This window comes from Methanosarcina sp. UBA289, assembly GCA_002496565.1.
Taxonomy (GTDB): domain Archaea; phylum Halobacteriota; class Methanosarcinia; order Methanosarcinales; family Methanosarcinaceae; genus Methanosarcina.
In genome coordinates this window covers 28,530-41,908 of record DAKJ01000024.1, presented here as the reverse complement: position 1 = coordinate 41,908, position 13,379 = coordinate 28,530, and the positions used below count along the sequence as shown (strand labels likewise).

Sequence of the window (13,379 nt, the reverse complement as noted above, 5' to 3'; positions counted from 1 at the left end):
AACCTTCCATAAATTCTGAACATAATTCTGAATATAGTTATCATATAAGCATTATTTTGCCCAGAAAGGATTATCTTTTCGTTTCAGGGAGAGGAAAATCTCAAGAGTTTCCTTTTCATCAGTTGAAAGGGAATCATAGATCTCGTGCTCAAGAATTTTGGCATGCCTCTCAGGCACATTGATATAGAGCACGTCCTCTTCTTTGATCTGCCTGCCTACGGTTGCGCCTTCAATTGCCATTGCAACCTCTTTGCCTACCCTTGCAGACGGAATATTTTCTCCTTCAATCTGCAGACCTTTGATCTTGCCTACAACGTTTCCGTTTTCAAGCATAACATCCGCGTTTGTCCGCACGACTCCACCAAGTACTCTTATGCCGACAACTGCGGGTTTACTCTGGCGAAATACACATCCGGGAAGGATTTTGAACTTTCCAGGACGGATTATTGTTTCGAAAATCTTCTTTTCAGCCTGTTCCTGCTGCTCTTTTACATACTCCTGGTAATCTTCAACCAGGCGGTAAATCACATCGCTGGTGAATACCTTCACACTGCTTTTCTGCAGGAAATCTCTAGCGTCAGGATGAACTTTGACATTGAAACCTATAATCACAGAATATAACGGGTCTTCAACCGTAGAAGCCTCTATTACATCCCGATGTGAGATATCCCCAACTTCTGCTTTCCTGATAGGGACATCATCTTTCTGGAACTCATAGACAAGGGCTTCAAGAGAGCCAAGGGTATCGGCTTTGATCATGATTCCTACTGAGCCCGTATCAATTCTGACCTCATCGACCTCGGATTTTACCTGGGCTACAACCTCGTCAAGGGTTTCTTCGGTAGCAACCCTTATTGGAGAGCCTGCAAGAGCACCTTCTAGACCAGGAGCCGAAATCTTTACACCAGCGGCGGCAGTAACCTTATTCACCTGTTTGAACTTGCTCTCGTAACGCATCTCAGAGAGTTCTCTTGGCTTTAAGAGAGCCCGGACCTTTGTTTGGATTGGTTTTCCGAGGCTTCCGATAACAACGGTATCGCCCTTTTTCAAAGTGCCGTCATAGAGAATAACGTCAAGAGTTGCACCAAGACCTTTTTCTTCCTTGACCTCAAGCACAGTTCCGACTCCTGGACCTTTGGCACTGTACTGTAGGTTTGCTTCAAGGAATTTCTGGGCCAGGCCAAGGAGTACCATCAAGACATCAGGAATTCCTTCGCCTGTCATAGCACTTACAGGCACTACGCCCAGGGTTTTCTGGAAGTTTGTAACCCTGTCGTACCGTTCTGCTGCAAAACCTTGGTTGTATAATTCACCGATTACTTCGTAGAGTTTTGTCTCAAGCTTGCCCTGGACGTCTTCTGACTGTTTTTTGAAAGTAGCTGCAAAAGGCAGGTCTTTTTGTGAGACCCAGCCGCCAATCCTGTCGATCTTATTAGCAACAACAACAAAAGGAGTTTTGAACCGCTTTAAGATTTGCAGGCTTTCGTAGGTCTGAGGCTTAAAGCCTTCGTTTATGTCAACTACAACAATTGCAAGATCGGCAAGGGCACCTCCCCTGCTTCTTAAAGTTGTAAAGGCATGATGTCCAGGAGTATCAATAAAGAGCAGCCCTGGAACTATGAATCTGTCCCGAAGCCTTGGATCTCCAAGTTTGTTGATAATCACATCTATTGGAACTTCGGTTGCCCCGATATGCTGAGTGATTGCGCCAGCTTCTCCACTGACAATTGCAGTACCCCTGATCTTGTCTAGCAGAGTCGTTTTCCCGTGGTCAACGTGCCCCATCACGCAGACTATAGGAGTCCTCAAATTTTTCTTGTCGGCCATATGCAAAACCTCTCTCATTCCCGCGTCTTATTTGCTGCAGGTCCAGAAGGGTCCGGGTTTACCCTGACGGACCCATAATTGCAGGTCGGATAAACAAAGGCCTGGAATCGTGTCCTGAAATTCCAGGAACACAAAAAGGCTTTGATGCACCTGCTTTATTCGTACAGACAGACCTCATCGACCCTGGAATAGTTTCCAATTTCGGAGTCCTTAAAGTGAATTGCAATTTCCCTTGCTGCAGCTTCTGGAGAGTCGGAGGCATGAACTACATTTCTGCCTACATCAAGAGCAAAATCCCCACGGATTGTTCCGGGAGCTGCATCTACAGGGTTTGTAGCCCCATTTATAGCCCTCATAACCCGGATTGCATCTTTTCCTGCAACTACCATTGAGACTGAAGGTCCCGAAGTGATGAATTCGACAAGGCCTGGGAAGAAAGGCTTGGCTGCATGTTCACCGTAATGCTCTTTTGCAGTGGCTTCACTGATAACGTTCATCCTGAGGGCAACGAGCTTCAGACCTCGCTTCTCGATTCTGGAAATTATCTCTCCGACTAGCCCGCGCTGGACTCCGTCAGGCTTTACCATAACGTATGTCTGTTCCATGTGCACACCTTAATAATCCGAACAAATAAAACTGGCAATTCTACTTTTATGCTTTCTTCAACTGGATTCTGCCCTTCTCGGTCCATTCGGTACGCCTTGGAAGTCTGCCTAATTTGAAGTTGCTCATACACTTGGAAGAGTGCATGTAATAGGTAGAACCGTCTTTCTTGACATAGAGCTTACCAGTTCCGGGCTCCAGCATCTTCCCGCAGAAATAGCATTTTCTCTGTTCCATCAATCTCACCGCTTTCTTATCTGGTGGTCAGTTTCTTTGCTTCTCTTGAGGTCTCAAGAAGCATCAGGATATCGCCTACGCGGACAGGGCCCACACAGTTTCTTGTGATAACACGGCCCTTATCCCTGCCTTCCAGAACCCTACACTGGATCTGGCTGGCTTCACCATGCATACCTGTATTCCCGATAACGTCAATAACCTCAGCAGCAAAGCCGCCGGTTATGCTTTCATCAGCCATAATTAGCACCTCTTGTTATCAGGATTATTTAAGAGCTTCAAGCTTCTGAGCAATGTCCTGGACGATTTCAGCTGCTTTTCCTGCATCTACGATTGCGACAGTTGCGCAGGACACACCAAGCCCACTGGCTGCACCGAGTTCTTTCTGGTTTTTGATGAAGATATAAGGTGCTTTCTTTTCTTCGGAAAGAGGAGCGATGTGAGCGACAATCTCGGCAGGCTCGATGTCTTCTGCGATCAGAACGAGCTTTGCATTGCCTCTTTCTATTGCTTTTGTGGCTTCATTGGTGCCTTTTTTAATCTTTCCAGTGTCTCTGGCAAGCTCCAGAGCTTCAAGTGCTTTGTTTGTAAGTTCTTCTGGAACGTCGAATTTAGCTAATTGTGCCATATAAGATTCTCCTTCGAAATTGCGAGTGTCGCAATTTTTCATCAATCATAGGTTTTTTAACACACATCTGTCAACATTGAAATCAGATATTTAATTGAAACATGAGAGACTTCAATGCGGAGAGTAAATGAGTTGAAACATAGATACTGCTAGCTAAATGCTGCAGATCGAACCTTAGAAGTACATGATCACCTATAAACTTTCTGCTTGAAAACGCAAGTCATAACCGAAAAGCAGAAGTAAATTGATAAGAGGTTCGTATATATAAAGCTGTTTTCAGCTCCCGGATAAAAACGGAATAAATACGTCATGGTTATAAGGAATGTGAGAAATTTTGATTTCATGGACACGGTCTACTATGAAGCTCACAAAAATCTTTATATTAACCTTACAAACCGCTGCAGTGCAGATTGCGTTTTTTGCATCCGTAATTTTGCAGACGGGGTTTACGGATATGACTTGAGGCTTTCAAGAGAACCGACAACAGAGGAAGTTATCGGAGCCCTTGAAGGACTGGATCTTTCAAAATATAGAGAAATAGTATTCACAGGCCTTGGAGAACCAACCCTCAGATTTGATGTGGTGCTAGCAGTAACCCGCTGGCTGAAAAACCGGAATATTCGAGTCAGGCTAGATACCAATGGACAGGCAGCCCTGATAAACCCGGGAAGAGATGTGGTCTCAGAACTGAAAACTGCAGGATTAGACTCTGTTTCCGTAAGCTTGAATGCCGAGTCCGAAGAAAAATATAACAAACTTTGCAGGCCTATTCATAAAAATGCTTATTCTGCAGTACTTGATTTTGTTAAGGGAGCAAGGAAGGCAGGAATCAGTACAAGAGTTACAGTAGTTAATGTGCCCGAAATTGACCTGGAAAAATGTAAAAGGCTTGCAGAGGAGCTTGATTCTGGTTTTCATATAAGGGTTTTATCCGAAGCTGCAAGCAAAGAAATCTGAAAGCTGTTAAAAGTAAAATATTTAATAAATTTTCAGCAATATGACTAGAATTAGCAGGAGGTAACAAGTAGATTATACTTACAGAACGCGAGTATAAAAACGAAAAGACCTATACTGAGTAAATTATATTTCTGTTTGATTCAACATAAGAAAACATAATGGATTTAGTTATCTAAAAATTTATTATAAAAATAAGGTTACCAAACGACTGTACAAAATATTGAATAAATACAAAAGTTCTTTTTCATTTTTTTGTTACTTATTTTAATTACTTATTTTAATTATACTACAAAAATATGAAAATCAACAGTCAAGATTTCCCTTTTTTATTTTGGAATTTAAGATTGAAAAGACTCAATGTATACAGTAAAGATGTTTTCATTCATTTCAAGTTCGCTTACATACTTATCCGCGCGTTCTTCAGAAATCCCACTCAAAGGATGCTCTCCAAATCGAATATGGCAATAGACGAACGTTTTTACTTGAAGGTTATGTTTATTTAATATCTTAATAAAATTCTTATCATTAATAGTTTGATCAGGTACCGTAATTATACAATAATTTCCTTTTTCGATAGATGTTGTATAATTAGTCCAACTTTCTATTTTTTCCAATTCATTCCTAACATCCACCACTTTGTCTTTATCTACCACTATGTAATACGTGTCTGGCATTGCATAATAATTATAATCTACATAATACATAGTCAAGTTGTAGTTCTCAAGGATATTTTTTGCTTCTGTTTTGGTAACCCCCTCTCTAAATTGAACGACTAAGCCACCTATATTGCCTTCATGTGGGGTTATTGTTGGAGTAAAAATTGTCATCTTTACAAATAATCCAATAAGGACTATGGAAATCAGAAAAACGATAAAGAATGTGATTTTTTTATTTCCTTTATTCATAACTACCACTGCAAAAATATTATGATATCAGTTCCGTAATATATCCCACATTCCGCAGTATTTTTTCGAAAACCAATATTTTTTCTGATAACGTTTTTGAAACAGATATAAATAATTTTGACTCTTTAAAAGATTTGGTGAAAATTGAATGATATCGTTTTTTGGTTTCTAAATACACCATATAGTTGCTTTCACCTCCTGCATAAAAGTCCAAGAAATTCATGTTGGATTAAAAATCGATAGCAGGAAAAATTATGAAATGTGAAATATTACTGCGGAAAGTGGGATATATAGTAATTTTCTCTACATATTACAGAAATGGAAGTTTACGTCTCTAGAGCTGAAATTTCAGATTTCCGAATTTTTGTGTTAATTTCCAGACCTGTGTTTTTCATCATCAAGGTTCTCAAAGTCTTCCAAGTTTTCCTCTCTTGGCCGTTTTTTGAAGGTTTGATTCTTCAGGTAAATCGCTACTATAAAAACCGCCAGTAAAAGGAATATTGGATATTTAAAGAAATTAAGCAGTCCCGAAAACCTTGGTGAACTTTCTGTGGAGGCGGAGTTTTCTGTTGCAGGATTGCCTTCACTTTTTACACTATCTGAATCCTTGGAGGCCGAAGCAATCTCAACCACATTTTCAATGCCTACAACTGCTGCCATATCTTCTTTTAACGGCAGTCCGAGTCCTTCTTCTAAAAGGAAACGATCCCCAAAGAGCCGTGCAAAAACTGTCGAGTTCCGCTCAAAAAGATACGCTGCTCCATCATCGCTCGCTGCGGCAATGACCGAGCTATCACGAGAAATGTATACGTCATTAATATTTCCTCCGCAACTGCAGTTCCAGAACTCATTCCCATCGAGATCGAGCACATAAAGCGTATCATCCCAGCTTCCGGCTGCAATGAATGAAGAATCCGGCGAAATGACAACACTGTAGATGTCGTCTTTTGCCTTGTAGTCCCAGAGTTTTGTGCCTGTGCTGTTAAACAAGTAAATTTTATCGTCAAAGCTTCCTGCTGCCAGATAGGAGCCATTGTTTGTCAGAGAAACACTGCTAATCCAGTAAGCAGGATGGTGTATCCAGGAAAACTCCCCTTTCTGATTAAGAAGATAAACGTTATAATTGGAACCTCCGGCAGCCACATAATTGGCCTGTGGAGTGATGCACACACTATTGATTACACTGCCTGTCCTCTGTTCCCACATTTTATTTCCTTCACTGTCAAAGAGGTAAATGCAGTGATTGGACCCTCCGGCTGTAACATAAGAGCCGTCCTTGGAAATGGCTATACTGCGGATGGAATTTCCGGAATCAAAATTCCATAAAAGCTTGCCTTCTCGATTAAAGAAGTAAATCTTGCCGTCTTCACTGCCCGCTGCCACATATGAACCATCGGAGGAGATCATAACACTGTTCACACTTCCCCCTGTTTCGTAACTCCAGAGTAATTTTTCCTCCCTGTTAAAAAAATAGACTTTCTTATCGTTGCTTCCTGCAGCTACACGAGTTCCATCGGAAGAGATTGATACGGTGTAAACAATATCTCCAGTGGTATAATTCCAGAGTTTCTCCCCATCGGAACTAAAAAGAGAAACATTATGATTAAAATCCCCGACTGCAAGACAATTCCCACTGGAAGAAAGAGAAACCGTATTAACTATGCATCCTGTTTCACATTTACAGAGCAGGTCAAAAGCCCTGAATTCCGAAAGATTTACTTCCTCGCTACCCAGAGTAACGGTCTCATCTGCAGCTCCCAAATCTGCAAACAGGCCGAAGAGCAGACCCAGTGCTATAAATAACCATATTCCCGCTGACTGTCTCATAATAGCTATAAATAGGAGTTAATTCCACATGAATTTTTTGTAAGAGTGCAATAAGAGTATAGTATTTAGAAAGAGTATTAAGAAGGAGGGGAAAAATCCTGAACGATGGGATCTTCATGTCCCAAAGCACCGATTGAGAGAAACTGAAAGAGGTAGACAATCAAGATTTTCATGACCGACAACCTCATATTGCGTGGTTTTGTTCAAAAGAACTTACTAATCTTTCTCTTAAGACTCACTAATCTTTTTTATTCATTAATCAGTTAGAGGGTCAGTTACTGAATACTGCAAACCAAAATATAACCCTGAGATCTGACAAGATTTATTAAATCTTGTCCGTTTTTTAGGTTTGGTTAATAATTTATTACTATATTTCAGCCTTGACGGTTTTCGTTACTCTTAAAGCACAACTGTCTCACTATTTTAGACACTTTACTTGCCTTTTACTGTAATATAGCCCTGTCTGGTTATCGAACTACTGCCAGCGGCATTAGTTACATTTAAAGTAACGTTATAAGTTCCAGGATTTGTAAAGGTGTGCGTCGCATTCATTGCATGTTTTGAATTAATTCCATCCCCAAAGTCCCACAGCCAGGAAGTAGGTGCACCTGTACTATTGTCAGTGAACAATACTTTTAACGGTGCTGTTCCTGAATTTGGAAATGCAGAAAAGTCTGCATCAGGTCTTTTTGATCCGGATTCCTTCTTCGAAATAGTGCACATGTAGATATCCGAGTTTTCAAGTCCATTGCGAGAATCTGCCCATACAATCCTGTCCCCGTAGATTGCACGACCCGACGCTGATCCGCTGGTAGTGATCTGAGTCTCCTTTCCAGTGGGTAGATCGTACATATAGATATCAGTTTTCCAATTGCGAGTATCGGTATATACTATTCTGTTACCATAAATGGCAGGCCAGCCTACTCGTCCGCTAGTGATTTGAGTTTCCTTTTTAGTGGAAAGATCATACATGTGGATATCGAAATACCCATTGTGTTCATCCTGCCATACAATTCTGTCCCCGTGAATTACAGGCTTCTGCTTCCATGATTCAGTGGAAGTTATCTGTGTCTCTTTGGAAGTAGACAGATTGTACATGTAAATATCTCCATCTACCCATACTACTCTATCATCGTATATACTAGGAAAATACTTATGGTCGGATTCACTGGTAGTAATCTGAATCTCTCTGGAAGTAGAAAGATTATACATGTATACATCGGATTTTCCATTGCGGAAATCAATCCATGCAGCCTTATCCTTATAGATAGCAGGAAGCCACTTAAATGATTTGTTAGTGATTATCTGAGTTTCCTTAGAAGCGGAGGCATTGTATACGTAGATCTCACTTTGATTTCCATTACGCAGATTATACCACACTATATTGCCACTGCCAATATCAAGATCGTACTGACTAGTTTCACCGGTGATTATTTTCATTTCCTTGCGAGTGTTGAGATCATGCATATAGATATCCCGGTTTCCATTGCGGTTATCCTGCCATACTATCCAGTCATTGTAGATAGCAGGGCCACCCGTGATTGATTTGTTTGTTGTAATCAGATATTCGGTGAGAATAAGCTCCCCATCTATGCGTTGTGCAGGAGATACTGTTACAATAGACGATTTTGAGGAAGTGCCCTTTATATTATCTACTGTTAGGTTAACAGTATAGGTTCCAGGATAAGCATATACATAAACCGGATTTTTTTCTATAGAATCAGCAGTTCCATCATTGTTGAAATCCCATACCCATGATGTTGCGTTTTCCGAGAGTTGTGTAAATTTAACTGAAAGAGGAACCTGGCCAGCTGTGGCATTAGTTTTGAAGTCTGCTAACGGAGGAACTTCAGCTTCCTGTAAAACTACTTCCATATTTTTTGATGACCTATCTTTTCCGTTACTCACGGTTAAATTGACAATATAAGTTCCAGGGGTCGTGTATGTATAAGCTGGATTTTGGTTTGTAGAGTCAGATATTCCATCACTGTCAAAATCCCACTCCCATAAAATTGCATTTTTCGAGAGATCTGTAAACTGGACAGCAACTGGGGCAAGGTCCTGTGTTATATTGGTGCTGAAGTTTGCGATGGGAATTATTGATTCCTGTGATGTTGATACAGATGCGAGTGGGAGATAGTCCGTATAATTCTCATTAATTTTATAGGGTAAGTCTCCAATTCCATCTTCATCCGAATCTACACAGTTCTGGGAAAATCCAGTTCCATTAGGTTTTGCCCAGTAATTACCACCAAGGTAAGGGCCGCATACAATATTAGTACCTGAGACTTTTGTGGTATTCCAGGTAGCAAAAAATATTCCGGTTTTATTGCTTATTGTCTTTGCAGTATAATAGTTGCTCTTGTAGTTGCCGTCACCGTTAAAGAAATTGACAGTATTGTTGAATATATTATTATAAAACCAATTAGTCCCATTATATGGAACCTCATAGCTGACATCTTCGACATAGACTCCATATTGATTGTTTAGCTCCACCCTGTTACTAGCTACCAGATTGCCAGACGAATCGCTTTCGAAAAATATACCTATATTGTTGTTTGAAATATTATTATTTAATAGTGAGTTTCCTTCATTTAAAAGTGAGTCTCCTCCTGTCGAATCTCCAATATAAGCGGGAACATAAGCTGGACCGCTCAAGAATATCCCTATATTGTTATTTAAGATTGTATTATTTAAAAATGAGTTCCCCTTTAGCGATGACCCAGCCATAATTCCTTGACCATTATCAGTCAGGGTATTATTACTAATTGTACAAGACCCTGACATCATATGCATACCTGAACTACAATTTACAATTGTATTATTTTCTATTTTAGTAGAATTAGATCCATAAAGGGCAATTCCCATACCTCCCGAGCCAGCATTCGGATCATTTGAAATATAATTCTCGAGAATTTTGTAGCCGCAGCAGTTATTCAACGCTATCATACCTTTTAAAATAGTATTATTAAGCAAAATAAAATTACCTGAATTAAGTAAAAAACAACTACCTCGCTGTTGAGAAACATCAATACTTCCGTCAACAATTAGATTGTCAGAAATTCTAAGATTAGAAATCACGGCGCCTTCAGGGGCAGATATAAGGATACCTGAATTATCAATACTTCCGTCAACAATTAGATTGTCAGAAATTCTAAGATTAGAAATCACGGCGTCTTCAGGGGCAGATATAAGGATACCTGAATTCAAAATTACATTTTTCACAACTGTGAAATTATGACACACCTTAGCATCAATGCCCAGTTTTAAAATGTTATTTTTAACAGTACAGTTTTCAATGGGGTCTTGATAACTATAACCAGTAGAGGCACCAGTAGGTATATATTTCCGTAAAATTAAACCTTCCTGTATACTAAATCCACTTATAGTAGTATTGTTTGCACCCATTTTAAATGCCCGAACAATAGTGTTCTCAGGATCCTCAGATTCAGAAAGAATGCTTATATTTTCTTTCGTTACATCCACACTTTCGTTATAATTTCCTGGACAAACTAAAATTACATCTCCATGATACGAATTCTTCACTGCTTCCTGAATCGATTTGAAATCTGCACCTGAGCCATTACTATCTACTGTAATCTCCCTGGCGGATGCAGGGCTATAAGCCAAAATTATAAGAAAAATAGCAACCGCTAAAAAAATTGTGAATTTATTTACCCACACCCATACTTCCCCCTTTAAACCAGAAATATCAAATTATAGAGCTCTTACAAAGACCTAAAAATTTAGCTATTTAAGAGTCAATAGTCCTTATTTTAGGACCTATATATAATCTTAATCATTTCTCCAAAGAATGTACAGCATGTTGAGAATTTATTTTACATTTAAAAGGTTAAAATCCATTAGTTTTGGGTTTCAACGGTTTTTAATTCTTATTTTTATATTAATTAAAAGAACTAAACATTGAAAGTTCTCTCATGACACTACTGTTGACTTTCACGATTAATGGTGAGCTTCAATAAGTTGTGGACAAAGAGAAATCCGCTGCAGCTGTTTTTACCCAGCTTACTCTTCCAAAGGAATAATATATAAAAATCCGCTGCAGAATCATCGCAACTGGAAAAGTGCCAGAAAATGGAAGAAATATAGAGGCCTTCAGGGAAAACCGAACCTGAAGAATTACTAAATTCAGCGGAAACACTGACATTACTTTTTCCTGTGTCCCTTACTTTCAAAACCTGAGGTTTACTTGCCTGTCATGTTGACTGCCCTGAGAGCAGGGCTCCAAAATAAATAAAATTGAGGGGATCCATATCAATCTCAAGAAATGTGATAAATATTGTTTGCTTCAGGCATTTCGACTGTTGACCGTAAGGTCCAGCTCGGTTGAGGAAGGAGGTTTGGCAAGCGGAAGATAATCGAAGTCACTTCCATTAATCTTGAACGGAGAATCGCAGATCCCATCGGAGTTTGAATCGTTCGAGACCTGAGAGAAGCCTGTTCCTTTTAGATTTGCCCAGAAATTCCCTCCCAAGTTTGGCCCTCCTATGATACTTGTCCCTGGTGACTGTGTAGTATTCCAAATATTTCCTTCGGAATTCTCGGCTATCACGTTTAAGTTATTATTGAAGTAATTATTATAAATACGGTTATCTGCGCTGTAATCCTGCAGACAAATTCCAGATTCGTTACTCTCTATTATTGTATTATTAGATAACTCGTTGTTTTGACAGTTCTCTCTCAGAAATATGCCTGTGCTGCCGTTTGAAATTGTGTTATTATAAACCCTGGAATCGAAGACAAAAGTTAGATAGATCCCATTTTCGCAGTTAGAGATCCGGTTGTCACGCAGGATAGTTCTTGCCTGAACATCATAAATGTCAATGCCGGTACTGCAATTTATAATTTCATTCCTTGACACGAGATTGTTTCCACCGCAGCAAGCAATACTTATTCCTTCACCGTTCGAAAGCCGGTTCTGGAACATTATATTGTCCCAGCAATGAGCCCCAAGAACTAGATTACTCTCTTCTATAGTATTATTTATCATTAGGTTCTCACCGCACCCTTCATCAAGCCATATTCCGTTGCGGAAAAAAGTATTCTTTAAGAGTGTACTGTTCCTGGATGCCTGCAGGTAAATCCCGTACCTGTTATCAAAAAATGTATTGTTCTCGATTGTGCAGTTGTTAACCTGCTCAAGGCAAACTCCTGCTGCAGGACAACCGAACTCATCCCATTGGGTAGACATACTCGGCCCTGAACTGGAAACCTGCTCTAGATCTGCATTCTCGGAATCACTGGAATTATTGCCGACATCGGAAGAGTTTGTAGAGCTTGAAGCGTTAAATACACTGGAAACCTCCCCTAATCCGGTTATATTGAAGCCGCTGAGAGTTACATTACCGGCCTTAACCCGGAATACGCTGGAATTTATATCTCTGGCCCTTACAAGCACATTTTCAGGGTTCTCAAATTCCGAACTGATCTTTATTCCTGAAACGTTGACAACAATATTCTCCTGATATTCTCCGGCTTTCACAATGACGAGATCTCCGGCCGTAGAATTATTTACTGCAGCCTGGATCGAATTACCGGGTTCTACATAAATAACCTCTGCACTTCCGATGCCTGCCGAAAGCAAAGATAAAACAACAATCAAAATGACAATCAGCGCGGTACTGAACCTCCGCCTACTGCTACAATCTCCGATAAGCACGAATCTCAGAACCAAACCCCCCAGAAACTTTACATAGCCCCTCCGGCTTAGAATAGGATAACTTCGAGCCGACAATTATCGCGTATAATGAACATAATTTGTTAATATGCGATTAATTTGTTAATATACAGATGAAATTAATAATTTATATATCAATTGTTTTCTCGTTTTTAAATATCTCTTTGTCTCTACAAGAAACCTAAAAGATTTCGTATAGAGATTCTCACCTGGCCGGGTTCAGAAATCTACCTGTCTATATGTGAAGAAGCAGACCTTAGAGGCCTGAAGAATTCCTGAGTGAAAGACTGGAAGATTATGAGGAAGAAAGACTGGAAGATTATGAGGAATTCAGAGTTGTGCTGGAGTATGTTGAGAAATAAGAAACCAATTTTTAGAAAATGAAATTTGATTAAAGTTAAAACTGGTAAAGTCGAAAATTTCCCTTAAAGAGGCAGATTTTCCTATATTACTCCTAATAAGAAGTTACTTCACAAAAACTTTCACTAGCGGATTTTTTCCCATTTTACGAATTCAAAATTTTTTTCGCCATCGGTAGAGTTATATGAAACCATTTTCTGTATCCAGAGTAAGTTTTCAAGCAACAAAACTATGAGGCATCTACTTGAAAGTGACTTCAATCTCCTTAAACAATAATAGAACCATAAATTTAGAAAAATAAATCAATTACTCAAGGATACCAGTAAAAATAGATAGATAT

The 13,379-nt window shown here is 39.6% G+C and carries 10 protein-coding genes; 1 reads left to right on the top strand and 9 read right to left on the bottom strand.

Annotation, left to right across the window (positions count from 1 at the left end; genetic code table 11):
• Positions 1-51: 51 nt before the first annotated feature.
• From infB to rpl7ae, 5 genes are all read right to left on the bottom strand, one after another.
• On the bottom strand, positions 52-1,827 hold the full coding sequence (gene infB / locus BP549_RS13185) for a translation initiation factor IF-2 (protein ID WP_292381335.1): 1,776 nt from the start codon (positions 1,825-1,827) through the stop codon (positions 52-54).
• Positions 1,828-1,982: 155 nt separating this feature from the next.
• Positions 1,983-2,432, bottom strand: coding sequence for a nucleoside-diphosphate kinase (gene ndk / locus BP549_RS13180; RefSeq protein ID WP_292373050.1), 450 nt, complete (start codon positions 2,430-2,432; stop codon positions 1,983-1,985).
• Positions 2,433-2,478: 46 nt separating this feature from the next.
• Positions 2,479-2,667, bottom strand: coding sequence for a 50S ribosomal protein L24e (locus tag BP549_RS13175; protein WP_292373051.1), 189 nt, complete (start codon positions 2,665-2,667; stop codon positions 2,479-2,481).
• A 16-nt stretch (positions 2,668-2,683) separates the two neighbouring features.
• Entirely contained in the window at positions 2,684-2,905 is a 222-nt protein-coding gene (locus BP549_RS13170) for a 30S ribosomal protein S28e (RefSeq protein WP_292373053.1), read from the bottom strand.
• Between the two features lie 24 nt (positions 2,906-2,929).
• A complete protein-coding gene (gene rpl7ae, locus BP549_RS13165; protein ID WP_292373055.1) occupies positions 2,930-3,292 on the bottom strand; it encodes a 50S ribosomal protein L7Ae in 363 nt (120 codons plus the stop codon).
• 309 nt (positions 3,293-3,601) lie between these two features.
• Between rpl7ae and BP549_RS13160 the strand changes: the two genes are divergently transcribed.
• Positions 3,602-4,249: a TatD family nuclease-associated radical SAM protein gene (locus BP549_RS13160; RefSeq protein ID WP_292373057.1), complete on the top strand. Its 648-nt coding sequence runs from the start codon at positions 3,602-3,604 to the stop codon at positions 4,247-4,249.
• A 338-nt stretch (positions 4,250-4,587) separates the two neighbouring features.
• Here the strand turns inward: BP549_RS13160 and BP549_RS13155 are convergent, their stop codons facing one another.
• The 4 genes from BP549_RS13155 to BP549_RS13140 all read right to left on the bottom strand — a co-directional run bounded on the left by BP549_RS13155 (position 4,588) and on the right by BP549_RS13140 (position 12,676).
• A complete protein-coding gene (locus BP549_RS13155) occupies positions 4,588-5,154 on the bottom strand; it encodes a UPF0228 family protein (RefSeq protein WP_292381333.1) in 567 nt (188 codons plus the stop codon).
• A 369-nt stretch (positions 5,155-5,523) separates the two neighbouring features.
• A complete protein-coding gene (locus tag BP549_RS13150; protein WP_292381330.1) occupies positions 5,524-6,981 on the bottom strand; it encodes a WD40 repeat domain-containing protein in 1,458 nt (485 codons plus the stop codon).
• 432 nt (positions 6,982-7,413) lie between these two features.
• Positions 7,414-10,665, bottom strand: coding sequence for a PKD domain-containing protein (locus tag BP549_RS13145; RefSeq protein ID WP_292381328.1), 3,252 nt, complete (start codon positions 10,663-10,665; stop codon positions 7,414-7,416).
• A gap of 625 nt (positions 10,666-11,290) precedes the next feature.
• The gene (locus BP549_RS13140) at positions 11,291-12,676 is read right to left on the bottom strand and encodes a right-handed parallel beta-helix repeat-containing protein (protein WP_292381325.1); all 1,386 of its coding nucleotides are present in this window, start codon (positions 12,674-12,676) and stop codon (positions 11,291-11,293) included.
• Between the last annotated feature and the right edge of the window lie 703 nt (positions 12,677-13,379).